The 25,637-nt window shown below is 70.2% G+C and carries 19 protein-coding genes; 10 read left to right on the forward strand and 9 right to left on the reverse strand.

Annotated elements, in window-relative coordinates; genetic code table 11:
* Window positions 1–44: 44 nt before the first annotated feature.
* Entirely contained in the window at window positions 45–686 is a 642-nt protein-coding gene (locus NIE79_RS15275; RefSeq protein WP_238679209.1) for a hypothetical protein, read from the reverse strand.
* Window positions 683–844 (reverse strand): hypothetical protein, encoded by a 162-nt coding sequence (locus NIE79_RS15280; protein ID WP_238679210.1) that lies wholly within the window; start codon window positions 842–844, stop codon window positions 683–685. The genes NIE79_RS15275 and NIE79_RS15280 overlap by 4 nt, the downstream gene beginning before the upstream one ends.
* A 73-nt stretch (window positions 845–917) precedes the next feature.
* On the opposite strand from NIE79_RS15280, the gene NIE79_RS15285 reads away from it, so the two are divergent.
* Window positions 918–5,000, forward strand: a complete 4,083-nt coding sequence (locus tag NIE79_RS15285) for a tetratricopeptide repeat protein (protein ID WP_238679211.1) — start codon at window positions 918–920, stop codon at window positions 4,998–5,000.
* Between the two features lie 34 nt (window positions 5,001–5,034).
* On the opposite strand, the gene NIE79_RS15290 is transcribed toward NIE79_RS15285, so the two are convergent.
* Window positions 5,035–7,866 carry a M48 family metalloprotease gene (locus tag NIE79_RS15290; protein ID WP_238679212.1) on the reverse strand — a complete coding sequence of 944 codons (2,832 nt, stop codon included), beginning with the start codon at window positions 7,864–7,866 and terminating at the stop codon, window positions 5,035–5,037.
* Window positions 7,863–8,405, reverse strand: a complete 543-nt coding sequence (locus tag NIE79_RS15295; protein ID WP_238679213.1) for a hypothetical protein — start codon at window positions 8,403–8,405, stop codon at window positions 7,863–7,865. The genes NIE79_RS15290 and NIE79_RS15295 overlap by 4 nt, the downstream gene beginning before the upstream one ends.
* Window positions 8,406–8,684: 279 nt before the next feature.
* On the opposite strand from NIE79_RS15295, the gene NIE79_RS15300 reads away from it, so the two are divergent.
* From NIE79_RS15300 to NIE79_RS15320, 5 genes are all read left to right on the forward strand, one after another.
* Complete coding sequence (locus tag NIE79_RS15300; RefSeq protein ID WP_238679214.1) at window positions 8,685–9,338, forward strand: haloacid dehalogenase-like hydrolase; 654 nt, start codon at window positions 8,685–8,687, stop codon at window positions 9,336–9,338.
* A gap of 383 nt (window positions 9,339–9,721) precedes the next feature.
* Window positions 9,722–10,237 carry a hypothetical protein gene (locus tag NIE79_RS15305; protein WP_238679215.1) on the forward strand — a complete coding sequence of 172 codons (516 nt, stop codon included), beginning with the start codon at window positions 9,722–9,724 and terminating at the stop codon, window positions 10,235–10,237.
* A 2-nt stretch (window positions 10,238–10,239) separates the two neighbouring features.
* The gene (locus tag NIE79_RS15310; protein WP_308193180.1) at window positions 10,240–10,812 is read left to right on the forward strand and encodes an ImmA/IrrE family metallo-endopeptidase; all 573 of its coding nucleotides are present in this window, start codon (window positions 10,240–10,242) and stop codon (window positions 10,810–10,812) included.
* Window positions 10,813–10,819: 7 nt separating this feature from the next.
* Complete coding sequence (locus NIE79_RS15315; protein ID WP_238679216.1) at window positions 10,820–12,058, forward strand: MAB_1171c family putative transporter; 1,239 nt, start codon at window positions 10,820–10,822, stop codon at window positions 12,056–12,058.
* Window positions 12,055–12,915: an oxygenase MpaB family protein gene (locus tag NIE79_RS15320; protein ID WP_238679217.1), complete on the forward strand. Its 861-nt coding sequence runs from the start codon at window positions 12,055–12,057 to the stop codon at window positions 12,913–12,915. Before NIE79_RS15315 ends, NIE79_RS15320 begins: the two co-directional genes overlap by 4 nt.
* Before the next feature lie 141 nt (window positions 12,916–13,056).
* Here the strand turns inward: NIE79_RS15320 and NIE79_RS15325 are convergent, their stop codons facing one another.
* From NIE79_RS15325 to NIE79_RS15340, 4 genes are read right to left on the reverse strand one after another with little or no spacing between them, the layout of a single operon-like run.
* Window positions 13,057–15,381: a beta-xylosidase/alpha-l-arabinosidase gene (locus NIE79_RS15325; protein ID WP_504893607.1), complete on the reverse strand. Its 2,325-nt coding sequence runs from the start codon at window positions 15,379–15,381 to the stop codon at window positions 13,057–13,059.
* A 38-nt stretch (window positions 15,382–15,419) separates the two neighbouring features.
* Window positions 15,420–16,286 carry a carbohydrate ABC transporter permease gene (locus NIE79_RS15330; RefSeq protein ID WP_238679219.1) on the reverse strand — a complete coding sequence of 289 codons (867 nt, stop codon included), beginning with the start codon at window positions 16,284–16,286 and terminating at the stop codon, window positions 15,420–15,422.
* On the reverse strand, window positions 16,283–17,281 hold the full coding sequence (locus NIE79_RS15335) for a carbohydrate ABC transporter permease (RefSeq protein WP_238679220.1): 999 nt from the start codon (window positions 17,279–17,281) through the stop codon (window positions 16,283–16,285). Before NIE79_RS15335 ends, NIE79_RS15330 begins: the two co-directional genes overlap by 4 nt.
* Window positions 17,278–18,585: an ABC transporter substrate-binding protein gene (locus tag NIE79_RS15340; RefSeq protein ID WP_238679221.1), complete on the reverse strand. Its 1,308-nt coding sequence runs from the start codon at window positions 18,583–18,585 to the stop codon at window positions 17,278–17,280. The genes NIE79_RS15335 and NIE79_RS15340 overlap by 4 nt, the downstream gene beginning before the upstream one ends.
* A 139-nt stretch (window positions 18,586–18,724) precedes the next feature.
* Between NIE79_RS15340 and NIE79_RS15345 the strand changes: the two genes are divergently transcribed.
* From NIE79_RS15345 to NIE79_RS15355, 3 genes are all read left to right on the forward strand, one after another.
* Window positions 18,725–19,729, forward strand: a complete 1,005-nt coding sequence (locus NIE79_RS15345; RefSeq protein ID WP_238679222.1) for a LacI family DNA-binding transcriptional regulator — start codon at window positions 18,725–18,727, stop codon at window positions 19,727–19,729.
* 151 nt (window positions 19,730–19,880) lie between these two features.
* Complete coding sequence (locus tag NIE79_RS15350; RefSeq protein WP_238679223.1) at window positions 19,881–21,728, forward strand: glycoside hydrolase family 15 protein; 1,848 nt, start codon at window positions 19,881–19,883, stop codon at window positions 21,726–21,728.
* 128 nt (window positions 21,729–21,856) lie between these two features.
* Window positions 21,857–22,411 (forward strand): hypothetical protein, encoded by a 555-nt coding sequence (locus tag NIE79_RS15355; protein ID WP_238679224.1) that lies wholly within the window; start codon window positions 21,857–21,859, stop codon window positions 22,409–22,411.
* On the opposite strand, the gene NIE79_RS15360 is transcribed toward NIE79_RS15355, so the two are convergent.
* Window positions 22,398–23,174, reverse strand: a complete 777-nt coding sequence (locus tag NIE79_RS15360; RefSeq protein WP_238679225.1) for a hypothetical protein — start codon at window positions 23,172–23,174, stop codon at window positions 22,398–22,400. The genes NIE79_RS15355 and NIE79_RS15360 overlap by 14 nt on opposite strands.
* 263 nt (window positions 23,175–23,437) lie before the next feature.
* Between NIE79_RS15360 and NIE79_RS15365 the strand changes: the two genes are divergently transcribed.
* The gene (locus tag NIE79_RS15365) at window positions 23,438–25,627 is read left to right on the forward strand and encodes a HelD family protein (RefSeq protein ID WP_238679226.1); all 2,190 of its coding nucleotides are present in this window, start codon (window positions 23,438–23,440) and stop codon (window positions 25,625–25,627) included.
* The last annotated feature ends 10 nt before the right edge of the window (window positions 25,628–25,637 follow it).

Raw genomic sequence — 25,637 nt, forward strand, 5'->3', positions numbered from 1 at the left:
GTTCGGAGCTATGCGAGGTTGTTCGGGACACCTCACGCGCCGATTTATCCGCCAGCGGTCGCGGCGATGAACACCACCGCCCCGACCACCACCAGCGCGGCGGCCAGGAAGGTCTGCCGGCGGGCCCGGCGCAACGTCTCCCGGACCTGCCAGGCGTGCGCGGTAACGAGCAGCCAGCGCAGGTACGGGTCGGTCCGGGCAATGTTGCGACGCGCGGTGGCGAGCCCCGCCTGGAGGGCGGCCCGCTCCTGCGGTGGAGCCGTCAGCAGGCGGCCGGTGATGGCGGCGGCGATCCGGCGGTGCCGCAGCAGACCGTCGACGTCACCGGCGTACCCGCCGAAGTGATGCCACGACTCGGCCTCCAGCCGTTCGCGCAGCCCGCGCAGCTCCGGGCTGGTCAGCGTCGCCGGCGTGGTCATCGGCGGGACGAGCACCTCGCTGGTCCGCCAGATCGCCCAGGCCACGCCGAGCAGCGTCACCAGCAGACCGCCGCCCGCCCACGCCGCGTGAACCCAGTCGGTGACCTTCGCGGCGGCGATCAGCGGGCCACCGCCGAGCAGCAGCGCGCCGACCGCGCCGGCCGAGGAGATGATCCACCGTGCCGCGGCCCGGCTGTCCGCTACCGAGTCCAACGGGGACGGCAGCGCGTCCAGCCCGCCGCCGCTCGTCGGCGACTCCCCGGTCATCGGGAGTCGTCGCGGAAGACGACACCCAGCGGGCCGTGCTCGTCGTCGGGCAGATCGGTGTACGGCACCCAGCGTTGGCCGTCGAAGAACTCCAGCTCACCGCTGTCGTTGATCCGCACGGCGTTGACTTGCGCGAGCTCCTCAGGATCGTCAGCCATGGATACAGTATCGGTCAGTCCGGCAATCCGCCCCGGCGTCGGGTCGTCCGCCGGGCGACCGCAGGGGGCGTCCGTGATCCGGTTGACCGTCAGCGCGACCGACGTGGTCCTGGCCGTTCGGGGCGACCGGCGCCGGCACCCGGTGGGTCCGGCCGATCAACGCACCGCCGACCTGCTCTGGCGGCTGCGCGGCGGCCCCTCGGTGGAGCTGTCGTACGAGGTGGGCGTCGCGCTCGGCCGCCGCTTCCTCGACGCCCCCGGCCCGGCCCTGCGCGCTGAGCTGGCCCGGCCCGGCCGGCACCGGCTCGGCATCGAGGTCGTCGACCCGGCCCTGGCCGATCTGCCCTGGGAGACCCTGGTGCTGCCCGGCGAGGAGCTGCCGCTGGCGCTGCGCCCCGACGTCGACGTCTGCCGGACCGGTCCCGACACGCCGGCACCCACGGTCCGGGTGGACGGCCCGCTGCGGATGCTCGCGGCGATCGCGAGCCCGGACGACTCCGCCCAGCCGCTGCTGGACCACGAACGGGAACTCGGTCGGATCCTCGGCGCTGTGGAACCCGGGCACCGGCACGGGGTGCGGGTGCGTGTCCTGGAGTGGGGCAGCGCCGCCGCGATCCGGGCCGCCCTCGCCGAGGAGCCGTTCCACGTCCTGCACGTCTCCAGTCACGCGCGCCCCGGCGCGCTGCTGCTGGAGACCCCCACCGGCACTGAGGATCGCGTGGACGCCGCGCGGTTCCTGGCCGAGGTGCTGCCGCCGGGCCGGACCGTGCCGTTGATCGTGCTGGCCGGCTGCTCCACAGCCCGGCAGGATCAACGGGAGCTGCCCGGGCTGGCCGGCGCGCTGCTGGCCCACGGTGCGCCGTCGGTGCTGGCGATGAACGGAACGGTCAGCGACGGATACACCATCGAGTTCTGTGCTCGGCTCTATGAGCGGTTGGCCGCCCGCGGCGAGCCGGAGCTGCTGGCGGAGGTTTCCGCCGTACGCCGCGAGCTGGCCCCGACCGCCGCCGAGTGGTGGATGCCCACGCTGTTCCTGGCCGACCCGGGGCTGCGACTGGCCGGCGGGCGGGACGGCGCTGCCGTCGCCGCGCCGCCCGGTGAGTCGATCGTCGGGGATGGCGTGGTGCGCGCACCCACTGACTTCGTGGGCCGCCGGGAGATCCTGCGCCGGCTGTCCCGGGGGAAGCTGCGGGTGCTCGTCCACGGCATCGGCGGGATCGGCAAGACGAGTCTCGCCGCAGAGCTCGGGCAGCGGTTCCGCGACGCGGGCGGCATCGTCGTGGCGACCCACGGCGACGCCACAGTCGACGGGATCCTCGACGAGCTGCGCCGCCAGGTGGAGGGCCGATGCGCGGGGGCGGCCCCGGAGGCCCCGGTGCGGCGATGGCTCGTCGCCCTCGCCGAGCCGGGCCAGGACTGGCGGCGACGGCTGGACGCGATCGGCGCCGACGGCCCGCCGCTGCTGCTCGTCCTCGACAACGCCGAGGACGCCCTGGACGCCGAGCACCGGTTGGCCGACGCGGACCTGGCTGCGTTCCTCGCCGCCTGGGCGTCCCGCCACGAGCTGGTCGTGACCAGCCGGTACCCGTTCCCCATCGTCGGTCTCGAAACCTGTCACCTCGGTCCGCTCTCCTGGCAGGAGACCCGCAAGCTGCTCTGGCGGCTGCCGGGCGTCGGCCAGTTGGCGCCGGCGGAACAGCAGCGGATGTGGCACCGACTGGGTGGCCACCCGCGCGCGCTGGAATACCTCGACGGCCTGCTGCGCGGTGGCAGCGCCCGATCCGATGAGGTGGCCGACCGGCTGGCCGCTGCCGGCGGTGGCCGGGACGCCGGGCCGGCGGAGGTCGGCGCGCCGCTGGCCGAGGCCGGCGCGCTGGCCGCCGAGGATGTGCTGCTGCCCCGGCTGCTCGCCCGCCTGGAGGCCGTTCCGGCGGCCCGTCGGTTGCTGCTCGGCGTGGCGGTGTACCGCACCCCGGTAGACCGGACCGGTCTCGCCTGGCAGCTCGCCGATCCGGCGGACGGCGGCGACCCACCACTGGAGCCCACGGGGCTGGACGAGTCGGTCGAGACGCTGTCCCAGCTGGGGCTGCTCGCCCCGGTGACCGGGGGCCACCTGGTGCACCGGTGGACGGCGGCGAGCCTGCTGCGGATCGCCGGCCGTGACGCGGTGGTGGACGCGCATCGCCGGGCGGGTCGTTACTGGGGCTGGCGGGCCCGGTCCAGCAGCGACCAGCACGACTTCATCCGCCGGGCGGTCGAGGCGCGGTACCACCACCTGGCCGCCGGTGACACCGACGAGGTCGTCGCCTATTCCGAGCTGGCCTGCCAGGAGTTGCACGCGGCCGGGCACTGGGCCTGGGAGGAGAAGATCTGGCGGGAGCTGCTGCCGATGGCATCTCCGGGCTCCGCGCGCTCGGCGAGCTTCCTGAAGGGGCTCGGCGACGTGCACCTGAGCCGGGGCGAGTACCCGCAGGCGACGCAGCGCTACGAGGCGGCGCTGGCCGTCTACCGGGATCTCGGCGACGACAGCGGGGTCGGCAAACTCCTGCACCAGTTGGGCCTGGTCGCCGACAACCGCGGTGACCAGTCGACCGCGGACCGGCTGTTCCAGGAGGCGTTGACGATTTTGAGCCGGCTCGACGACCGCTCGGCGGTCTCCCGAACGCTGCACCAGCTCGCCGGCATCGCCCGCGGCAACGGCGACGCGGAGCTGGCCATGTCGCGTTACCTGGAGGAGCTGGCGATCGCCCGCGACCTCGACGACCTGGACGGGATCGCGGCGAGTCACCACCAGATCGGCGTACTCGCCTTCGAGGCCCGGGACCTCGTGAAGGCGGAGCAGTGCATCCAGGTGTCGATCACCACCTACGGACGGTTGGGTGTCCGGGTCCAACAGGGCAGCGGGCTGGTGATGCTCGCTCGGATCGCCCTCGCACAGTTCGCGTACGAGACCGCCGAGGCCTGGGTCCGTGCCGCCCTGAAGATCTTCGAGGAGGTCGGCAGCAACGGTCACATCGCCGAGTGCACGTTGCTGCTCGGTCACCTTGCCCGCGACCTCGACGACCTCGAATTCGCCGAGAGCTGCTTCGCCCGCGCCCGGACGATCGTCGCGGCCCTCGGCGAGGACCCGCTGCTGCGCCGCTGCGACGAACTGCTCGGCGGTGTCCGGACCGTCCTCGGCCGGGCCGCCGAGGCGGTGCCGCACACCCTGAGCGCGATCGGCGGGGACGACCAGCCGCCGCTCCAGTCGGCCCTGGAGTGGCTGGCCGTGCAGCGCCTGGAACTGGGCGCGCAAGCCTTCGCCGCCCTGCTGGCCCGGCACCTCGACCGGCGGCAGGCGGCGCAGCGGGCCCAGTGGGTCGAGGCGTACCTGCGGTTCCGGTTCGACGGTTCCCACCCGACGCCGCTCGGCAGTGGGTACGTCCTGCTCGCCATCGCCGCCGCCCAGGCGGGTGAGTACGGCACCGCCCGGATGTGCCTGCTGCGGGCGTTGCCGATCTGCGCCGCCGCCGGCTACCGGGCGGGGGTCGCCAAGTGCCACGAGGACCTCGGCCGGGTGGCCCTGGAGACCCGCCGGTTGGCCGAGGCCCGGTCTCGCTACGAGCAGGCGCTGGAGGTCTACCGCGTGCTGCGCCACGAAACCAACCAGGCCATCGTCCTGCACCAGCTCGGTCGGGTCTGCGAGGAGCAGGAGGATCTCGCCGGCGCGGACGGGTTCTACCGTCGCTCCATCGCGATCAAGAAGCGGCTCGGGAACCTGTCGGGCGTCTCCAACAGCACCTTCCACCTGGGCCGGGTCGCCGGCCTGCGCGGCGACCGGTCCCTGGCCGAGCGGTGCTACCGGACCTGCCTGCGGATCGACCGCGAGCAGGGCAACTGGGAGGAGGTGGCACTGGACCAGGTGGCGCTCGGGCAGCTGCGCGTCGAGCAGGGCCATCCGGCGGAGGGCATCCCGCTGATCGTCGAGGCACTGAGCATCGACCGGCAGATCGGGTCGACGAACGCGGCGCTCGACCTCAACGCGCTGCGCGAACTGCGGGCCGGGCTCGGCGACGAGGCGTTCACGGCCATCCTCACCGACGCCTTCGGCCCGGCCCGCGCCGTCGAGGTGCTCGACCTGATCGCGGTGCTACCGACCACTGCCGAGCCGACCTGAACCCACCCGGCCGTTACGTCGACGCGGCGGTCGGCTAGTCGGTCAGGCCGATCCGATGCAGGGTGACGACGTGTCCGGGCGCTGCGGCGGTCAGGGTGTCCCCGGTGCAGCTGTAGGCCGCGGGCAGGGCGTAGTCGTCGACGTTGTCGGTGCCCAGCGTGATGGTGCCGCGCCGCGCGCCGCCGACGCTGCCGGTGAGGGTGGCGGAGACGCTGTCGGCAGCGAAGGTGAGCTGACCGTTTGTTGCGGTGAAGCGCCACCGGATGATGCCGGCGCTGAGATAGGCGATGTGCTCCTGCGGCGCGGTCTCGGACCGGGCCGTGCTGTCGCCGAGATGCAGCGTCGCGGTGCCCTGTCGGGTGAACGACCAGACCGCGCCGGAGCTGGCGAAGATGGCAGCGTCGGTGGTGCTGATCGCCTGTAGCTGCCGCCTGGACCGCTCGACCCAGTAGCCGGGCAGGCATCCGTCGACGGCGGCGGACGTCGCGCCGTCGGTTTCCGCCGGGAGGAGCAGAACCTTCAGCCGGGGTAGCTCAGTCACGGCGAACACGGCGCCGACGATCAGCACGGCCAGCACCGCCACGAGCCTGCGGGCGCGTGCCCCGGCGGTCGACGGCCCGTCGGCGGGCGGCGCAGCCTCGTCCGGTGCGGGTCGTCGTGGCCGCCGTGCCCGCCACACCGCGCCGGCGCCGGCGGCGATCAGCACGACCGGCACCGCCACGATCCCGGCCCAGGCCAGCACGGTGTCCAGGTACAGGGTGTGGTCCTCGATGGGGGCGCCACTCACGCCGCACGTGAGCCCGTCGGCGTAGATGTCCAGGCAGCGGGCCTCGGTCTTGAGGAGATAGAGACCGGGTGCCGCGGTGGTCACCGTGACCAGCGCGGCCAGCGTGACGAGCGCGGGCCGCATGCGTTCACTGCGGAAGGCCACAGTCGCTGTCGCCAGCAGCACCGCCGCGGCGGTGGCCAGCCCATAGCTGTAGATCAGGACAAGGGTGAACGAGGCCGACCCGCCGAGATGGAAGTCTTCGGTGGGATGCCGGACGGCATCGGGCAGCGACCACTGCGCGGCGAACGGAAGCGCCACGGCGACCAGAAGTGCTCCGGCCCCCGCGACGATTCCGGTGACGAGGGTGGGGCGCAGCCACCCGAGGGCGACCCGCGCGGCCAGCAGTGGTGCACACGCGAGGGCGACGAGGGCGAGACCGAGGGGCAGGTTGCTGAGGGAGACCACGGGCAGGTAGGTCGTCGAGATCACCCGGGCCAGGTCGCGGTACCAGGCGATGTCCGACCCGTAGGTGGGCGCAGGGCCGAGCCGGACGGCTGTCAGCTGCTCGCTGCCCACCAGCCAGAAGAAGAGAAACACCGCACCGATCAGCACGAACAGCACGGTCAGGACCTGTGTGGACAGGGTGGCCCGGTCCGGCCGCCACGAGGCTCGGTGGGCCGAGGTGAACCAGACGTGCAGCAGGCAGGCGCCCAGGCACAACAGGGCGGCGGCGGCGAAGGAGCCGTCCGCGCCGGCCATTCCCTCGCCGCCGGTGAAGGCGGACAGGGCGGAGACCGCGGATCCGGCACTCACGCTGAGCCCGAGCAGGGCCGGCACACCCCAGTAGTGTCCGATGGTGGGAACCGCCGAGTGCGCCCGTGCGACGGCACGCCGCGCGCATGCCGCGAGAAACAGGGCCAGAGCGGCGGCCACCAGAGCACACACGAGTACGGAGCCCACTGTCGCGCCCACAGCGGCGGGCACCGAGTACAGGAGGTTTGTCAGCGCGAGGCCCACGGCGAGACCGAAGACCACGACGTCAGTGGCGCCGGTCCGCAACAACAGCAACGGATCGACGACAGCGGCCCGCCGCAGACCCGGAGCGGGGTGCGTGCCGTGCCAGAGGAGCCGGTGACGGGGCCGCAGCGGTAGCACGTCGATCGCCGCCAGCACGGCCGAACGGCTCCCGGCCGCAGCGGCAGCGACGTCGGCGTAGTGCTCCCGGGTGCGTAACACCGAGTTACGGGCCAGGTAGACCATCGCGGTGAGCAGGGCGACGGACCCGAGCACGGCGGCCAACTGCCACCCGCTGTTCAACCCCGCACCGATCATCGTCAGCGGCAGCACGGGCGCGAGCAGGGACAGCAGGAGCAGCGGCAGAGCCGTGCCGACGAAGACCCACCACACGGCGATGGTCAGGTAGGTGATGCCGACGTCGCGGTTGCGCAGGTGCGCCAGTTCGTGCAGGACGACGGCGCGGAAGCGTGGCCGGTCGGTCGCCAGGAGCACCCGCAGGCCGACATCGAGCCGGATCCGAGGGCTCCACGGCAGGCCGTACGCCTGCCCGCTCTGCCCGTACGAGTAGGGGGCCAGCAGCCACTGTGGCCGTCGCCGCAGCGGAAACCGGTCGAGGAGGTCGGCGAGTTCGTCCCGCAGCACCGGATCGGCATCCGCGTCGAGCCTCTCCAGCCGGCCCCGGCGTCGTATCCACCAGGGGTGCAGCCCGTAGACCAGCAGGACGAGCCCGACCTGCGCCGTGAGGGCCCAGCCCACCCAGGTGGCCTGGGCCAGCGTGGCCGGCGCGGTGCAGTCCACGAACGCGTCGACGGTCGCTTCGTCCCGGGCCAGGTTGTCGACGAGCGTCGTGGGCGCCGAGCCGGCCGGGCCGCGGAGGACCGGCCCGCACTGCTCCAACACGGTGCGGTGCGATTGCGAGTGCGGTGGGATCGCCAGGTAGACGATCGCGAGGATGACCGCGCTGGTCGCCAACGCGGCAGTAATGAGCAGCAGGAACCGCAGGTGCGTCCCGGACGGCGCGGCGAGGACGCGTTCGGTGTCGTCGTGGCGACGCTGGGGTGGATCGAGGATGGTGGTCATGCCTGCGGGCCCTCGCCGAGTCTGCCCCGACCCACTACCGCGTCCGCCAGCAGAACTGCCCGGCTGGCCGGGAGCTTGCCGGGGCCGGTCAGCACCTGCGTGACGAGCTGATGCACGTGATTCCATTGCCCGACAGTCAGTGTCAGCGGAGTCGAGTCGCCTGGCTGCTCCATATTCGGCGACGCCGCCTGGTCGCCGAATATCTGCCGCGCCGCCTCACCCGACCAGCTGATCCCCCGGCGAGTGGCATCTTCGACGAGGTACGCCCACACCACCCGCGCCGTCTCCAGCATGAGGGGGGTCAACAACAGCACCGCCTCGGCCGCCCCGAACTCCAATGGACCACCCGGACGCGCGCCGGCGAGTGCTCGGCGTCGGTCACGGAAGAAGGCGGACGCCAGCACCGGGAACAGTGCCTTTTCGGCGTCGACAGACGGCTCGACCATAGTGGCGCGGTCCACCATCAGCCGGGCGAGATCGGTCACGGCTTTTTCGTTCTCGGCAGACCGCACCGGTTCCTCATTCCGTCCGGGCGTCACGACATCGGCGTCACGCCATTCTTCCCCCGCCAGCCACCGTAGTGATTATCGCGCCGCAATCCGCCGCGTAGATGTGTCAAATTAATGGCGCTCACGCAGGAAGCCTTTGCCTATGTGATTTGTATTCGCTTTTGCCGGCGTGATGAGAGTGTTCGGGGCCTGCCAGCGACCCCGCATCAACTCCGCGCGACACTCACGGCCACCCGTACACTCGGCTGATGGCGGACCGCCCGTGGCACCGGGGTTGACAGACCGATGAGGGCGTCGAGCGCAGGCACCGTGATCTTCGATTTCGACGGTGTACTGCTGCGCGGGGACGCATTCGGGCTGTTCCTGCGACGCACCGCTTTCACTGGTGCTCGGCTGCCGCTGGCGGTCGCCGCGCTCGTACTCCTCGCGCCCGCCGCCACCATCCCCGCCTGCCGGGCGTGGGCGGCGCGGTGGGTGAGCCGGATCGGCTTGCTGGGCCGGAACGCGGACGAGTTGCGGGCGGAGCTGGAACGCTTCGGTGCCGACCTCGGTGGAGAGCCGGGGCGGATCATCGCGCCCGGTCTGCGGATGATCCGTACCCACCTTGCCGAGGGCGATCGGGTCATCGTGGTGACCGCGTGCGAGCACACCCTGGCCCGTGCGGCGCTCGACGCGATCGGCCTCGCCGGGGTCGAGCTCGTGGCCTCGCGCATTCGCGGGCCGAGGCTGATCGTGCACAACCACGGGGTGACCAAGATGGCGCAGCTCGCCGCCCAGGGGGTGAGGCCGCCGTGGCGGGTGGCCTACAGCGACTCGCTGTCGGATCTGCCCATCCTTCGCGCCGCCGAGCAGCCCGTGCTGGTCAATGGGAACGCGCGTCAGGTCGCCCGGGCGCGCCGGCTACTGGGCGTCGGGCTGACCACCGTCACCTGGACGGGTGGCCGGGGCCCGGGGGACATCTGACACCGTGAGCCGTCACTGTCGCTGGGCCGCTGGCAGACAACGTCATCTGCCAGAACGGCCCAGCGACCCCCCACCAACAAGCGACGGCCGGGCAGGGGCGGTCTGCCGCCACCGACCCAACACGCGAGCCAAACCGCGGAAGGAGCCCCCGTTGTGCTCCCCACGGAGCTGACCCCTCCCACCGATGGCCCCCCGGGTTCGGCCGGCCGGACCACAGGCTCATCCGGCGCGTAACGGGTGTTGAGCCGATTGCGGTCGCACTCAACGCCCGTTGCTCCAAACAGGAGCGAGCATACGCTCACGTTCCGTGCACATGTCAACATCTGTTTTGCCGCACCGCACATCTGCGACACTGTCGTTTAGCGGCTGGAGGGTGAAGAGTCATGGTTGACGATTGGCACGCAGAGCAGGAGCTGCCACCCCTCGACACGCTGGCCGCGAGGCTGGAGTACCTGTTCGACAAGATCCGCCCGACGCCCGACGAACTCAGCGTCTCCGACGAGCCCGGGCGCAGGTACACCAACAGGGAGATCGCCGACAAGATCAACGAGGCGGCCGCCGAGACGGGCGTGACGATCAGCGCCGCCTACATCGGAGAGTTGCGCCGCGGTGTGGCCAGCGATCCCCGTACCTCACACGTCCGCGCCCTGGCTGCCGCCTTCGGGGTCAACTCGGGCTACTTCGTCGACGACGCGGCAGCACGACGAACAGCGGACCAGCTCACGCTGCTCAACGAGCTACGCCAGATGGATGTCAAGCAGGTGGCGTTGCGCCAGGTGCTCGCCGACAACGGGCTCTCCGCGACGGACACGCAGCTCATCGAGCAGATGGTGGCCCGATTGCGAGCCGTGGCGGCCGGCACTGGCACGACCAGTTCCGCGTCGGTCGATCGCGGTTAGCCGTGCAGATCCTTCGGTGGCAGTACACCGACGAGCAGGAGACCGCTGACGTGAAGATGCACCGACTACGCAGGCGCTGCGAGCAAATGGTTGCCGAGCTTGAGGTGCCCGAACCCTTCGACATCCAGAAGCTCTGCGACGCCCTCGGCGAGCGGCGCGGCCGACCCATCCACCTGGTGCCGATCAAGCTGCCGGCCCACACCGTGTGCGGGATGTGCGTGCCGACCGGCGACTTCGACGCCATCTTCTTCGAGCAGGACACCTCGCCGCTGCACCAGATGCTGATCATCGGCCACGAGTTGGGTCACCTGCTCGCCGGCCACCAGGCCACCGAGGTGCTGGACGCGGACGCCTCCCGGCTGCTGCTACCGGATCTCGACCCGCAGCTGGTCCAGCGCAGTCTCGGTCGCAGCAACTACGCCGCAGCCGAGGAACGCGAAGCTGAGATGATCGGTTCCCTGCTCCTGCGGCCGGTCCGCGGCAGCCGCAGCGACGGGGACGACGCGCCGCTGACCGGCCAGGACGTCGAGCTGTACGGCCGGCTGCGGCACTCACTCGAACATCCCCACTGGTAGCGGCGCGATGGACACCGTCCTCTACGCCGTCTGCGCCGTGGCCGGCTGGATCGCCCTCGGATACATGGTGCGACTCCAGCGCCGGCACCCCAGCCACGCCCGCCGTGCGATCTGCTTCGGTCTCGGCGCGTTCGCGGCCGGGATCACGGTCGCCATCCCACCCATCGCGACCGCGATCGACCAGATGTCGGGGCTACCCAACCTGGCCAAGGTCCTGGCCCACGCCGGCGCGCTGACCATCTCGGCGAACGCCGAGATCATGCTCCTGCACTTCGCGCTTCCCCCGGCGACAGCCACCGCCCGGGCCCGCAAGTGGATCTGGGTCACGGCCTGCGCGTTCCTCGTCATGGTCGGCCTGTTCGCCTACACCCTCACCTACGACGACCCGGTGCTCCTGACTGTCGAGTACGCGACGGACCCCGTCGTCACCGCCTACCTGCTGATCTTCCTGTCGCTCGGCTTCTTCGCCTACTGCTTCGACATCGCCCGGCTGTGCTGGGGCTTCGCGAAGATCTGCGGGCGACCCTGGTTACGCCGTGGCCTGCGCATCACAGCGGTCGGCGCCGCCTTCGCGCTGCTCTACAGCACCAACAAGATCGGCTATCTCGTCGCCTACTGGGCCGGCTACCAACCGGCCGGGGAACGACAGATCGCCGCGGTGCTGGTGACCATCGGCGCTCTGCTCATCACGATCGGCCTCACCATGCCGGCGTGGGGGCCCACCCTGAAGATCACGCGACGGTGGGAGGACTACCACTCCTACCGGCGGCTCGAACCACTCTGGCGTGACCTCGTCGCGGCATTCCCCGAACTCGAACTCGAACCCGCCCTGCGCCGACGCCGCACGGCCGTCCGCGACACCGACTACGCGCTGACCCGCCGGGTGGCCGAGATCCGGGACGGCCGGCTGGCGCTGCGCCCGTACCTGGAGATCGGTGTGACGGCCCTGGCAGCACAGTTCGCCGAGCAGGCCGGGCTGACCGCCGAGGAGCGACAGGCGTCCATTGAGGCCGCCCACCTGGCCTGTGCCCTTCGTCGCCGCGACGCCGGCCTGGTGGCCACAGCCCCGCAACCGGCCGACCAACTGCACCGCCCGGACGGCGGCTATGCCGGTGAGGTGGCCTGGCTGACGCTCGTCACCGAGGTCTACGCCCGCTCGCCGGTGGTGGCGCGGACGATCGCCGCGACCGGAGAACTCACCGCCCCGGGCACCCCACATCACAGCGCTGGAGACGCCCGCCGATGAGAGGCCGCTACGACAACCTGACCCGTACCCGTGCTCTCGACCCCGAGCGCGACTACCTGCACATCTACCAGACGATGCTGCGCTACGAGTTTCCGTGGGACATGAAGCTCGGGCTCAACCTCGCCTTCAACAGGTCGTTCTCCATCCCCGCCATCGCCGCGGTGCACACCGCCACGGGCGAGCTGACCGAACGCACCCAGAAACGGATCGACGACACCGGCCTGCTGATGTACGAGATGGTGCTCAACGGCTTCGAACAGCCCCGGGGCCGCGACGCGTTGCGGCGCGTCAACCAGATCCACCGCCCGTACGACATCAGCAACGACGACTTCCGCTACGTCCTCGGCTGCCTGGTCGTGATCCCCACCCGCTGGTTGCAGGAGTACGGCTGGCGCCAACCCTGCTGCCACGAACGTCACGCCACGTACCTGTTCTACCGGGAACTGGGTCGACGGATGGGCATCACCGACATCCCCGGGTCGTACCACGAGTTCGAGACCTGGTTCGACGCGCACGACGCAGCTCACCTTCAGCCCAACGACGACGCGGCGGCCATCGAACGCGCCACCCGCATGCTGATGCTCACCCGGATCCCCCGGGTCCTCGCGCCACTGGGAAACGCACTGGTCAGCGCCCTGTACGACGCGCCGCTGCGGCGCGCAACGCGGGTCGGCACGCCGGCCTGGCCGGTCCGGGCGGGGTTGCACCTGGCCCTGCGGACGCGCTCGTGGTCGCAGCGGTGGTTCGGGGCGCCCCGGACGACCGCGTTGTTCGCCGACGGGATCACGGCGAAGAGCTACCCCGACGGGTACGAGATCAGCCAGCTCGGCCCACACCAGGACCGCGGGCGCGAGTAGCACCTCGGTAGCGCTGGCGTCGTCGGCTCGTGACCGCTCCGATCGCCTCAGCCCGGCGAGATCGGCAGCACCGCGATGAAGCGGCACGCGAGTGGGGCCGGCCCGCCGACCGTCCGTTCGGGACAGTCGGCGGACCGGCTCTCAGCGCACGTCGGTGGTGGTCCAGCGTGGGGAGGCGTTGGTGACCGGAACGGTGTCACCGACCAGCGTGGTCACCGCCTGGGCGTCCCGCCGCGCGCTGGTGCCGACCCAGAGTTCGACGTCGCCGGGCTCCACGACGCGGGTGAACGTGCGGTCGGAGAAGGCCAGGCGGGTGGTGGGCACCGTCAGCTCGACAGTGACGGACTGGCCCGGTTCGAGGTGGACTCGCCGGTAGCCGAGCAGCTGCGCCACCGGCCGGGTCACCGAGGCGACCACGTCGCGACCGTAGAGCTGGACCACGTCGTCGCCAGCGACCGTACCGGTGTTCGTCACCCGCACGGTCACCCCTACCGACCCGTCGACGGGCACCGTGGTCGGCACGGTGAGATCGCCGTACGCGAACGTCGTGTAGGACAGGCCGTGCCCGAACGGCGCCACGGGCGTCGCCAGCAGATTGGTCCCCGCGTTCCCCGCGCCGAGGGTGGGGTGCAGGTAGGAGTACGGCTGCGCGCCGGCCGACCCGGGCAGGGTGACCGGCAGCCGACCCGACGGGTTGACCCGCCCGGAGAGCACTCCCGCGATCGCCCCGGCGCCCTCCTCACCCGGGAAGAACGCCTGCACCACCGCCGCGCAGCGTGGGAGCGCCCAGCCGATCGCGTACGGCCGGCCGGTGAGCAGCACGAGGACGACAGGGGTGCCGGTCGCCAGCACCGCCTCGACCAGTTCGCGCTGGACGCCGGGCAGTTCCAGGTCGTCCCGGTCGCAGCCTTCGCCGACCGTGCCGCGTCCGAAGAGGCCGGCGTGGTCGCCCACGACCAGGACGGCGACGTCCGCGTCGGAGGCCGTGGCGACAGCCTCGTCGAAGCCGGAACGGTCGTCGGTGTCCACGTCGCAGCCGCGTGCCCAGCTGACGAGATCGCCGCCGAACTCGGCGCGCACGGCGTCAAGCACGGTCGGCACCTCGATGCCGGTCTCCACGCCGGGGTGCTGGACGAGGACGTGGTTGAGGAACGAGTAGCACCCGAAGAGCGCACTCTGCCGGTCAGCGTTCGGGCCGATGAGGGCCACCCGTCGCTCCGCCGGCAGCGGCAGTACGTCCCGGTTGGCCACCAGGACGAGCGATTCCTCGGCGAGCCGGCGGGCGATCGCGCGGTGCTCGGGCGAGTCGAGGTCGATCGTCTGGGGCGGCTCGCCGCTGAAGGTCGCGTCGAGCAGACCCAGGTCCTGCTTTTGGCGCAGCACCCGCAGCACCGCGCGGTCGATGAGCGCCTCGTCGAGCTTGCCCGCCCGCACCGACTCCCCCAGGGTCAGATAGGCGTCGCCGGTCGGCAGTTCGACGTCGAGGCCGGCGGTCAACGCCTGCCCGGCCGCGTCCGCGTGATCGCTCGCCACGTGGTGCAGCAGGTTCAGGAACGCCACCCCGTAGTAGTCGGCCACCACAGTGCCGTCGAAGCCCCACCGGTCCCGCAGGATGCCGGTCAGCATGGTCGGGTCAGCGGCGACGGGCATCCCGTCGATCTCGGTGTACGAGTGCATGACACTGCGAGCGTCACCGTCGATGACCGCCATCTCGAACGGCGGGAGCAGTACGTCGGCCAGTTCCCGGCGGCCGATGTGCACCGGACCGAAGTTGCGCCCGGCGCGCGAGGCGGAGTAGCCGGCGAAGTGCTTGAGGGTGGCGTGCACCCCCTGCGACTGGAGGCCGCGCACGTACGACGTGCCGATGGTGCCGACCAGGTACGGGTCCTCGGCGATGCACTCGTCCACCCGGCCCCAGCGGGGGTCACGGATCACGTCGAGCACCGGAGAGAGCCCCTGGTGCACGCCCAGGGCCCGCATCGAGGCGCCGATCGCCGCGGCCATCTCGGTAACCAGGTCGGGGTCGAACGCGGCGCCCCAGGCCAGCGGGGTGGGGAAGGTGGCCGCCTTCCACGCCGACAGCCCGGTGAGGCACTCCTCGTGGACGATCGCCGGGATGCCGAGCCGGGTCCCGGTGATCAGGTCCCGTTGGAACTTCCACAACCAGGCCGCGTGTTCGGCCGCGTCCACGGGGCGGGTGCCGTAGGTGCGGGTGAGGTGACCGAGCCCGTGCCGGGAGAACTCCTCGAGCTTGGCGTTCCCGCCGAACTCTCCCTGCAGCGGTGCGACCGCCTCGCCGTCTTCCTTCTCCCAGAAGCCGACGAGCTGGGCGATCTTCTCCTCGATCGTCATTCGGCCGAGGAGATCGCGCAGGCGGGCCTCGCCTTCGCGCCCGTCCGGTCGGCCGTGCTCCGGACCTGACTGAGCCGGCGCCGGCCCGCCCACTGTCGTGTGGACCTGAGTCATGCTGTGCCTTCCTGTGGTTGTGCTCGTACCGCTGCCGCTCAGCCCTTGACCGCACCCTGCAGGCCACCGACGATCTGCTTCTCCGCGAGCGTGAAGAAGAGCAGTGCCGGCAGCATCGCCAGCGAGGTGAAGGCGAGTACGCCTGCCGTGTCGGTGGTGTACTGGCTGGAGAAGTTCTGCACGCCCAGCGGCAGGGTGTGCAGGTTGACGTCGCTGAGCACGAGCAGCGGCAGCAGGAACGAGTTCCAGCTCGCCACGAACGCCAGGACGCCAACGGTGACGAGCGCGGGCCGCGACAGCGGCATCGCGACGCGCCAGAGGAAGCCGAGCCGACTGGCACCGTCGATGGCGGCGGCGTCCTCCAACTCTCTCGGGATGGCCGAGAGGAAGGGACGCAGGATCACGATCGTCAGTGGCAGTGAGAAGGCGACCTGCGGCAGGATCACCGCGTAGTAGGAGTTGATCAGGTTCAGGTCACGCAGCATGAGGTAGAGCGGCAGGATCGCCGCTCCGGCCGGAAACAGCAGGCCGAGGGTGAAGAAGGTGTAGAGCCCTTCCCGCCCTCGGAAGCTGTAGCGGGCGAGCACGAACGCGGCGGCCAGTCCGAGCACGACCACTGCCAGCGTGGTGCCCAGGGCGATGACCGCGCTGTTGAACGCCTGTTGCCAGAAGTTGCTCTGGGTCAGCACCCTGGCGTAGTTGTCCCAGACGAACGGGTCGGGCAGGCCGGCCGGGTCCGCGACGATCTGCGGTGTGGTGCGGAAACCGCCGATGACCACGTAGAGGACCGGGGCGATCGACACCGCCGCGATCGCGAGGGCGAGCGCGTAGGTGAGCGGCGTGCCATAGGAAACCTGACGGCGCCCGGTGGACGGGGGGAGAACCGAGTTCACGGCCATCGTCACTTCGCCCTTCCGGTGATGGCGCCCTCGATGTCGCGGCGGAGCAGGAACCGCTGGAACAGCAGCGCCGCCACGAAGGAGATGACGAACAGGATTACCGCCACGGCGTTGCCGTAGCCCCACAGCCGGGCGAAGAACCCGTTGTCGACCATGTACGTCGCCATGGTCGCCGATGCGCCGAGAGACCGCACCGCGGGCACCGAGGTCACCCAGATCATGTCGAAGATCTGCAGCGAGCCGATCATGGAAAGGAACATCCAGATCCGGATCGTCGGCCCGAGCAGCGGGATCGTGACGTGCCGTTGGATCTGCCACCAGCTCGCGCCGTCGATGGCGGCCGCCTCGGTCAGCTCGTCCGGCACATTGGACAGTCCGGCGAGGAGCAGGATGATGGCGAAGCCGACGTACTTCCAGGTCAGGACGGCCAGCAGGGTCCAGATGACCACATCCAGGTCCGCCAGCCAGGCCTGCACCAGGCCGCCCATTCCGAGGGAACGCAGCAGCGCGTCGACAGTGCCGTCGCCGGTCAGCAGCAGCTTCCACATGATGCCGACGGTGACCTCGGCCAGCACGTACGGCACGAACACCAGCAGGCGGAACACGGCCCGCCCACGGAAGCGACGGTTGAGCAGCAGGGCGACGCCCAGGGCGATCGGGCCCTGGATCAGCAGCGACCCGAACACGATGATGGCGTTGTTTCGCAACGCGTCGAGGAAGATCGGGTCCTGGAAGGCGAGGGTGTAGTTCCGCAGGCCGACGAACTCGGTGGGAGGCCCGACGCCGCGCCACCGGAACAGGCTGTAGTAGACCGCGAAGCCCATCGGGACCAGCACGAACATCACGTAGATCAGAACGGCCGGCGTGGTGAGCCCGATGATCTCGTACCACTTGCGGCGGTTGTCGGCTCGGCGGGCGGAATCGCGCCCGGCCCTGTGGGGGCCCGCCGGCGACGCGGAAGCGCCGCCGGCGGGCATACGGATCTGGTTGGCGGAGGTCACTTGCTTGCGGCCGCCTTCATTGCCGAGACGACCTTCTCAGGCGTCCCGTTGCCGGCGAAGATGGCGACGATCGCGTCGTTCATCGCGTTGCCGACCGTGCTGCCGTACGCCGTGTCCAGCCAGAGCTGGACGTAGCTCGCCCCGGAGGTGGCCTCCAGGATGGACTTCAGCGCGGGGTCCTTCACGGCGTCCGCCGCGCCCTTGGCCACAGGCAGGCCGGTGCCGGTCTCGGCGTAGCCCTTCTGCACCTCGGGGCTCACGATGTACTTGAGGAACTCGACGCACTCGGCCGGGGCGTTCTTGGCGCAGGAGAACCCGTCGCCACCGCCGAGAGCCGCCTTCGGGTCGCCCGGGGAGCCGGAGATCGCCGGCACCGGGAACCAGCCGAGGAACGACGCGAGCTTCGCCTTGTCCGTGGTGACGGTGTCCAGCGTGCCGCGGTTCCAGTCACCCATGAGCTCCATCGCGGCCTTGCCGTTGGCGAGCATGCCGTTGGCGCTGGTCGGGTCGTTCTGGCCCGGCGTGGCGATGAAGTTGGGCTGGAACGGCTTGGTGTCGATGAACGTCTTCAGGTCCTGGCCGGCCTTCACGAAGCACGGGTCGTCGAAGCTCTTCTCCGCCGACGCCTTCTTGAGGGCGTCGACCGAGCAGGCGCGCAGCGCCATGTTGTACCACCAGTGCGCGGCCGGCCACTTGTCACCGGCGCCCACGGCGATCGGAATGACGTTGGTCGCCTTGAGCTTGGTGACCGCGGTGTTGAGCTCCTCGAAGGTGGTCGGCGGAGCCGCGATGCCCGCCGCGGCGAACATCTCCTTGTTGTACCAGATGCCCTCGATGCCCATCCGGAACGGCAGGCCGTACTGCTTGCCCTTGACCTGCCAGATCTCCGCGGCGCTGCCGATGTCGGCGACCTCGGCCTTGGTCTGGTCGGTGATCTCCTTGAGGTAGTCGGCCTCCACCTGCTCGCTCATCTCGCCGCCGCCCCAGGCCTGGAAGATGTCCGGCGGGTCGCTGCTCAGCAGCGCGGCAGGGAGCCGGGTGCGCTGGAGCTGGTTTGTCTCGATCGCCTCGATCTCGATCTTGACAGTGGGGTGAAGTGCGGAGAAGTCCTTGGCGACCTTCTCCCAGTAGGTCTTGCCGGGCCCGTCCTGTGAGGCGTTGTGCCACCAGCTCAGGGTCACCGGGTCCTTGTACAGCTCGCTCTGAGGGGCCGCCTCTTCGCCGCCGCCGGAACACCCGGCGAGGACGACAACACTTGTCATTAACAGTGCCAGGACGGCACTCGCACGCCGCTTCGTTGCCATCGATGTCTCCTCGACTAGTCAGTCGCGGTACTCGGCCTGCGGCGAAGTTTTACAGTCATGTAACTTGATGTCAATCGGTATCGATAACGTTTTCGAGTCGCCGACGACGCACCCTCGGCGGGGCCCTATCATCATCGACGTGGTGTTTCAGCAGCGCGTCAAGATGTCGGATGTGGCACGTACCGCCGGCGTCTCGGTCGCGACCGTGTCGAAGGTTGTCAACGGCCGCTACGGCGTGGCCCAGGCAACCGTGGAGCGCGTCCAGCAGGTCATCCACGAGCTCGGCTACGAGGCGAGCCTGGGGGCGCAGAGCCTGCGCAGCCACCGCACCAACGTGCTCGGCATCCTGGTCGCCGAGTTCGAGCCGTTCTCGACCGAACTGCTCAAGGGCGCGTCGCAGGAGGTCGCCGGGAGCGGTTACCAGCTGCTGGCCTACTCCAGCGGTGACGGCGAGGGCGCCGCCGTGGGGTGGGAGCGGCGCTCACTCGCCCGGCTCTCCGGCACTCTCATCGACGGCGCCGTGATCGTCACGCCGACAGTGGTCGAGACCGAACACAGCTTCCACGTCGTGGCCGTCGACCCACACACCGGGCCGTCCGACCTTCCCACAGTCGACTCGGACAACTTCGCCGGCGCCGTGCTGGCGACCAACTACCTGCTGTCCCTCGGCCACAAGCGGATCGGGCACATCAGTGGACGCACCGACCTGAAGTCTGCGCAGCTGCGCGAGGCCGGCTTCCGCAGTGCGATGGCCGACGCCGGCGTGCCCGTGGACGAGCGGCTCGTGCGCGTCGGTGGGTTCCGGATCGAGAGCGCCGCCGGCACGGCCGCGGAGCTCCTCGCCCTCACCGACCGGCCGAGCGCGATCTTCGCGGGTAACGACCTCTCCGCGATCTCCACGATGACAGTCGCCCGCGACATGGGGCTGTCGGTGCCCGACGACCTGTCGGTGATCGGCTTCGACAACGTGCCGGAGTCGGCGCTGGTCAACCCGCCGCTGACGACCATCATGCAGCCGCTGCAACGGATGGGCGCCGAGGCGTTGCGCCTGCTCATCGACCTGATCGCCGGTGTCGAGCGCGACACCCACATCCGGCTCCCCACCGAGCTGGTCATCCGATCCTCCTGCCGCCCGCCCCACTGACCTCCGGTGCCGACCACGGCTCCGACGCGGACGCGGCTGTTGCCGTGGCACGTGGGCGCACGCGACAGGGTGGCGGAACGTGAATCTCACCTAAGTCGGCGATTCTCCCCCTAGGTTCGATGCGCAGGACGCAGCCGAACCGGGGAGAGACGTGGACAGCTATCCGGCGATCGAGGATCACGGGCTCATCGGCGACCTGCAGACCGCCGCGCTGGTGACGTGTGACGGGACGGTCGACTGGTTCTGCGCGCCGCGGTTCGACTCGCCGAGCATCTTCGCCGCCCTGCTGGACAAGGAGAAGGGCGGCTACTTCCAGATCGCACCGCACGACGTGCGGTACGTGACCAAGCAGCTCTACCTCCCCGGCACACCCATCCTGATCACCCGGTTCATCAGCGCCGACGGGGTGGCCGAGGTGATGGACTTCATGCCGGTCACCGGCGAGCGGGCCACCGACGCGCATCGACTGGTCCGCACCGTCACCATGGTCCGCGGCAGCATGCGCTTCCGGGTGGAGTGCCGGCCGCGCTTCAACTACGCCCGCGACGAGCATCAGCTGGAGCGCCACCCCAACGGTTACGTCTTCCGTAGCCGGTCGGCGGCGCTGACGTTCAACCCGGTCGACCCGGTGCGGCGGTTGATCTCCGAACAGGGTGACGTCCACCTCGAGGGCGGCGACCTGGTCGCGTACGGCACGCTGAACGAGGGCGACACCGGCGGGGTGGTCCTGGAGACGGGTGGGACCGAGCCGCGCATCTTCGCGCCGGAAGAGATCCAGGGCATGTTCGAGTGGACCCGGGACTACTGGCGGCGCTGGCTCGAACGTTCCCGCTACACCGGCCGCTGGCGGGAGATGGTCGAGCGCTCGGCCATCACGCTCAAACTCATGACGTACGCGCCGACCGGCGCGATGATCGCCGCGCCCACCGCCGCGCTGCCCGAACTGGTCGGCGGGACGCGCAACTGGGACTACCGCTACACCTGGGTACGCGACACGTCGTTCTCGGTGCACGCGCTGCTCGGCCTCGGCTTCACCGAGGAGGTCAGCCGGTACATGAACTGGCTGGACGAGCGGATCCGCGAGGCCGGCGACCACCAGGACCCACTGAAGATCATGTACCGGGTGGACGGCTCCTCCGACCTGCACGAGGAGGTGCTGGACCACCTGGAGGGCTACCGCGGCTCCCGTCCGGTACGGATCGGCAACGGTGCCGCCGACCAGCTCCAGCTCGACATCCACGGCGAGGCGCTCTACGCCATGCACCTCGCCGACGAGCAGGGCATCCGCGTCTCGCACCAGGTGTGGAAGAGCACCGTCCGCCTCGTCGACTGGCTCTGCCACAACTGGGACCAACCCGACGCCGGCATCTGGGAGAGCCGCCACCACCCCCGCAACTACACCTTCGGTCGGGTGATGTCCTGGGTCGCGCTGGACCGGGCCATCCGGCTGGCCACCCGCACCGGCCGCCCCGGAGACATGACCTGCTGGACCGAGCAACGCAACCGCATCTACAACCAGGTCATGGAGCGCGGATACGACCGGGCCCGCGGCACCTTCGTGCAGGCGTACGACGAGAACGTGCTGGACGCGGCGCTGCTCGCCATGCCGGCGGTCGGCTTCGTCACGCCGAGCGACCCACTGTGGCAGTCCACCTTGCAGGCGATCGAGCGCGAACTGGTCTCCGACAGCCTGGTCCACAGGTACGACCCGGTCCACTCCCCCGACGGTCTCCCCGGCCACGAGGGCACCTTCAACATGTGCACCTTCTGGTACGTGGAGGCGCTGGCCCGTGCCGGCCGTCTCGACGACGCCCGACTCACGTTCGAGAAGATGTTCACCTTCAGCAACCACCTCGGCCTCTATGCCGAGGAGATCGCCGCGACCGGGGAGCAGATCGGCAACTATCCCCAGGCGTTCAGCCATCTCTCACTGATCAACTCTGCGCTGACGCTCAACGACCTGCTCGACACCGAGGCCGATGCCCGCCGGCGCCGGTAGCGCCAGCAGGTTCGGGTCAACCGCCGCCGGCGCAGAGCCGACGGCGGGAAGAGCTTGACGTGCCTGCGTCCATCGCGCATGGTCGATAGACATCGACCATCTCGAATGTATGAACGCGGGGAGAACCGATGAAGGCCTTCATCACCACCGTCTCGGCTGCGGCCCTACTGCTCCTGGCCACGGGCGGCGCATCCCACGGGCAGCCGGCGGCCGACCCGCCCTGCTCCGGGCAGGTCCACCCGAACCCGGGGTTCGAGCGCGGCACCACCGGCTGGACGGCCGGCCCTCGCATCGTCGTGTTCGGTGACGCGACCCGGGCCGCGCACACCGGCCACGCGTACGCCACCTTCGCCGGGCTGGACGTGACCCGCGCCGATCTGCTGCGCACCACAGTCACAGTGCCGGCCAACTGCGACCTGACGGTCCGCTTCTGGGTGCGGACCACCACCACGGAAACCAGCCGCGGCGACTACCTGAACGTCGGACTGGCGGTCACCGGAATACCCCCGAAGACGAGGTTCTCGCTGGCCTTCGACGGCGGGGCGCCGTGGCGGCAGTACGTCATGTCGAGCGGCACCGCGACGACCGAACGCACCGCGACGGTCAGCTTCCTCGCCAGCGAGACGGCCGGCAACGGCGCCACGACCTTCGACGTCGACGACACGTCCTTCACGTTGAGCTGACCTGGGCAGGGGACCAGTCCACCGTCTCGAGAGCGCTGTGACTCTTGACCGCCTCGACCAGTTGCTCGGACCCGCTGACCTTGGTGCCGAACAGGTCCCAGTCCGTCCAGATGAACCAGGACCGGTCCGTGGGCCACAGATTCGTCGGTGAGAACGGGTAGGGCCCTCCACGTTCTTCGATCAGTTCGGGGACTGCCGACAACGGTCCCCGCCACACGTGCTGGTCGTCGAAGTCACCGGCCGGCAAGGACGCGTAGAAGGCGACGCAGTCGGTCCCGGGGCCGTCGACCGACAAACGGCTCACGGTCTCCAGTAGGGCGTCAAGGCTCTCCTCGTCGAGGGACCCTTCGGGCGGTGGCTGGACGGCGACCGGCCAACTGCGGTGCGGGAACCAGCGGTGGCATGGCGGGTAACTCCGATTCGACGCCTGCCCCTCGGTGAGATGCTGCGACCAGAGCGCCCGTCGCCAAGGGCTTCCCGGCCGGACAACGAAACCCAGGGGAATACCGGTGTCGGTGGTGTCCTCGTCGAGGTTTATGCCTCCGATGATCTCCGGCGCGAGGTCGCCGGATTCGAGCCGGTGGCGATGCAGCTCGTCGTGAGTACCCAGACCCGCAAGGCCGGGATTCTCGTACATGGCATGAAGAACCCAGGTCGACGATTGCCAACCAACGGCGTCGTAGCCGGTGGTCGCCTCCCGAACAGGACGGTCTGCAAGCCAGGTCAGCAGCGCCGCCGGAGCCTCAACGCGTTTCATCGCCACGCCGTCATCGTGCCGCACCCGGGCCCCGAGCCATCAGGGCACCCGCACTGCTCGGAACGCCCCCGCAGAACAGAGAAAGACTGAACTGTCAATATGCGAATCGGGATTGCGAGGTCACAAGCAACCCCGGAACTGCAAGGCATTGAGATTCCGATCTCTGCCGGCGAATCTTATGGCCGGTGAGGGAAACGAACTCTATGCTTGCCGCCGAATGCGCTGCGGCTCGTCCGAGCCGAGGGTTACCCCGATACAAGGATTTGCGAATGCACCGGAAGTCTGCTCTGAGCAACGGCACTGCTGACGTCGGCGAAGGGGCACCTGACGGCCACCTGCCGGCCGCTACCGCAGAGGGTGCCGCGCGCCGATCCGCGGTCGCCGAGGAACAGGCATTTCTGGATTTGGCCACGGCCCGGCGCGGCAGGCTGGCCGATCACCTGCAGGTCGAGCTTTCGACAGAGGCAGTGGACGCGTTGGAACGGGCCCGGCAGCGCATGCTCCGGCAGCAGTACGACGAGCTGCGGCGAGCAGAGGAAGGGTTGGTCTTCGGCCGCCTCGACGGCCTTGATGGCACAGTGCGCCACGTGGGCCGTATCGGTCTCCGTAACGAGGGCGAGGGCGCTGAGCCACTGCTGGTGGACTGGCGCGCGCCCGCAGCGCGGCCCTTCTACACCGCGACGGCTGTCGACCCACAGGGCCAGGCACGGCGCCGGCACATCCGTACGACGGGATCGGCCGTCGTCGGCGTGGACGACGAACCTCTGGACGGGTCCACAACTGCGGAACTCGTCGGGGAAGGCGCTCTACTGGCCGCCCTCGACCAGCGGCGCACCGGTCACATGTCGACGGCGATCTCCACCCTGCAACGCGAGCAGGACGACATCATTCGGGCTGAGGCGACCGGTCCGCTGGTCGTCCAGGGCGGTCCCGGCACGGGCAAGACCGTGGTTGCCCTGCATCGCGTCGCGTACCTGCTGTTCACCCACCGAAAGCTGGCCGACCAGGCGGTCCTGGTTCTGGGCCCCTCGCCGCGGTTCCTCCAGTACATCGCCCAGGTGCTGCCCGCGCTCGGTGAGACCGCCGTCGTCTCGGCGACCTGCGACACCCTGCTGGCCGACGCCCACGTGGGCCGCGACGAGAGCCGGCTTCTCGCCGAGATCAAGGGCCGCGCCCTCTGGCAGCCCGCGCTCGAAGGCTACGTCGCGTCGCTGCTCCCCCGGCCGCGCGAGCTGAAGCTGCGCTGGGAGGGCGATTTCTACGTCATCCCGGCCGCAACTGTGGCGCAGGCGCTCGCCTCGGCGGTGCAGGGACGCCCGTACCACCGCGCCCGGGCGGCGTTCGCCGAGCAACTGCACCACCTCCTGGCCGATGTCGTCGCCGAGCAGCGCGAGGCGCTGATGGAGGAGATGGAGGAGGGCTTCGAGGACATCCTCGCCCGCGTCGACAGGGGCATGGGGCAGGACCACCCCTCCACCCGGACGTCCACCGGCAGCGACATCGACGGTCTGCTCTCCGAGGAGGAAGTCGAGCAGCTTCGTAGTCGTATCGCCGAGAACGCCACCATCGCCCGGTTCATCGAGGCGTGGTGGCCCACCCTCGACCCCGAAACCCTGTTGGGTGACTTCCTGACCGACAGCACCCTGCTGGCCCGGTTCGCCCCGCAGCTGTCCCCCGAGGAGATCGCCGCCGTCGCGGCCGAGCCCACCCCGTGGGCATCAAGCGACATCCCGCTGCTCGATGCCCTCGCCGACCTGCTCGGCGAGGTCGACACCCCGCAACCGCAGGGCGAGTTCCTCGCCGAACGCGCACGTCGTCAGCGCGGCTGGGTGTACGGCCACGTGGTCGTCGATGAGGCGCAGGAACTGTCCGATATGCAGTGGCAGATGGTTCTCCGACGTTGTCCCAGTCGCTCCATCACCGCAGTCGGCGACATCGACCAGGCCGAGGCAGCCCACCGGCACACGACGTGGGCACAAGCGGTGGAGTCTGCCTTCGGAGACCGCTGGACCGGCGCGGAACTCACCATCTGCTACCGGACCCCGCGCGAGGTCATGGACCTCACCGAGCCGGTCCTGAAGAAGGCTGGCAGCCACAACACGCCGCCACGAGCAGTACGCGCCTCCGGCATCGCCCCCTGGGAGCTCGCGATCACACCCGCTGAGCTCGCGGGCGCCGCCGTGGAAGCGGTGCGGCAGTTGCAGCAGCGGTGGCACGGCGGCACTGTCGGCATCATCGCCCCCGCGGACCGCGTCGCCACACTCCAAGCCGTGCTGAGTGACGTGCCAGTGCTCACCGCAACCCAGTCCAAGGGACTGGAATGGGACGCGACGCTCCTCGTCGACCCTCAGGGCATCGCCGCCGAACCGCGCGGCTGGAACGGCCTCTATGTCGCGCTCACCCGATGCACCCAGGAACTCGGACAGCTGACACTCACGCAGCATTCGCCGCGCCCGTGAGACCCGGACA

The sequence above is a fragment of the Micromonospora trifolii genome, assembly GCF_022229005.1.
Classification (GTDB): domain Bacteria; phylum Actinomycetota; class Actinomycetes; order Mycobacteriales; family Micromonosporaceae; genus Micromonospora; species Micromonospora trifolii.

What these genes read in the sequence shown, in the direction of transcription:
- NIE79_RS15340 (WP_238679221.1), bottom strand. Translation starts at nt 18,585, where the DNA reads ATGGCAACGAAGCGGCGTGCGAGTGCCGTCCTGGCACTGTTAATGACA.
- NIE79_RS15290 (WP_238679212.1), bottom strand. Translation starts at nt 7,866, where the DNA reads ATGACCACCATCCTCGATCCACCCCAGCGTCGCCACGACGACACCGAA.
- NIE79_RS15305 (WP_238679215.1), top strand. Translation starts at nt 9,722, where the DNA reads ATGGTTGACGATTGGCACGCAGAGCAGGAGCTGCCACCCCTCGACACG.
- NIE79_RS15320 (WP_238679217.1), top strand. Translation starts at nt 12,055, where the DNA reads ATGAGAGGCCGCTACGACAACCTGACCCGTACCCGTGCTCTCGACCCC.
- NIE79_RS15355 (WP_238679224.1), top strand. Translation starts at nt 21,857, where the DNA reads ATGAAGGCCTTCATCACCACCGTCTCGGCTGCGGCCCTACTGCTCCTG.
- NIE79_RS15275 (WP_238679209.1), bottom strand. Translation starts at nt 686, where the DNA reads ATGACCGGGGAGTCGCCGACGAGCGGCGGCGGGCTGGACGCGCTGCCG.
- NIE79_RS15315 (WP_238679216.1), top strand. Translation starts at nt 10,820, where the DNA reads ATGGACACCGTCCTCTACGCCGTCTGCGCCGTGGCCGGCTGGATCGCC.
- NIE79_RS15325 (WP_504893607.1), bottom strand. Translation starts at nt 15,381, where the DNA reads ATGACTCAGGTCCACACGACAGTGGGCGGGCCGGCGCCGGCTCAGTCA.
- NIE79_RS15365 (WP_238679226.1), top strand. Translation starts at nt 23,438, where the DNA reads ATGCACCGGAAGTCTGCTCTGAGCAACGGCACTGCTGACGTCGGCGAA.
- NIE79_RS15280 (WP_238679210.1), bottom strand. Translation starts at nt 844, where the DNA reads ATGGCTGACGATCCTGAGGAGCTCGCGCAAGTCAACGCCGTGCGGATC.